The 866-nt window shown below is 38.3% G+C and carries 1 protein-coding gene; it reads left to right on the top strand.

The genetic code is table 11. From position 1 onward, the window contains the following. A partial coding sequence (locus tag RZO55_RS00890) for a collagen-like protein (RefSeq protein WP_318062420.1) occupies nt 1-472 on the top strand: 472 nt, incomplete at its 5' end. Nucleotides 473-866 lie beyond the last annotated feature (394 nt).

The raw sequence follows: 866 nt of genomic DNA, 5'->3' as shown, positions 1-866 counted from the left end.
TACTGGGCCTACCGGTTTAACTGGCGACACCGGACCGACTGGACCGGCCGGTACCGCTGGATTATCAGAATATGCTTATATCTACAACCTGGATGCTCAAGTGGTTGCTTTAGAGGCAGATATACTGTTTAGTACAAATGGCATTATCGTCGGTACCATTACACATGCACCCGGAACATCTACGATTCAATTTGGTAGCGCTGGTGACTACGCCGTTTGGTTTTATGCCGCAGGCGTTGAACCAAATCAATTTACTGTCTTTCAAAATGGGGCTCCCGTTACTGGAGCAGTATATGGATCTGGCGCTGGTACACAACCGAATCCAGGTATGGTAATCATTACTGCAGCCGCAGCAGATGTCATAACTGTACGAAACCATACAAGTGCTGCTGCAGTTACGTTACAAACTTTGGCTGGAGGAACACAAATAAACACTAATGCTTCAGTATTGATTCAAAAATTAAGCTCTTAATCATACAATTCATCAAATAATTAATTAACCAAAGCAGCTGAACAAAATAGCCGTCCAACTGCTTTGGTTAGATTTTATTCTCCATATTAGCCAACCGTTTCCTTCGTAAATACAATGGAATAATTCAACAGTACACTATATGACATTGGATTAATCCTTTTCTTATAAAACTGCATTCCATTTATCTTTCCAGCACACATCTATGTAATCCAGTATCTGGTAACTAAAAAACTCCTCATTTGCTACAACTTAATATAGCAAAAAAGGAGTAATAAACACCATGGTATTATCTTATCGAAGAACTATATTATAATGCACCTTAACTATCTAATGCTTTAAGTTCTTTTGTATATAAATAAAAAAGATTCCCCAAACCGAGAAATCTACAAAAAAA

Origin of the sequence: Clostridium boliviensis, assembly GCF_033342255.1 — a bacterium.
GTDB classification, from domain to species: domain Bacteria; phylum Bacillota; class Clostridia; order Lachnospirales; family Lachnospiraceae; genus Lacrimispora; species Lacrimispora boliviensis.
This window is presented reverse-complemented; position numbering and strand designations above follow the sequence as displayed.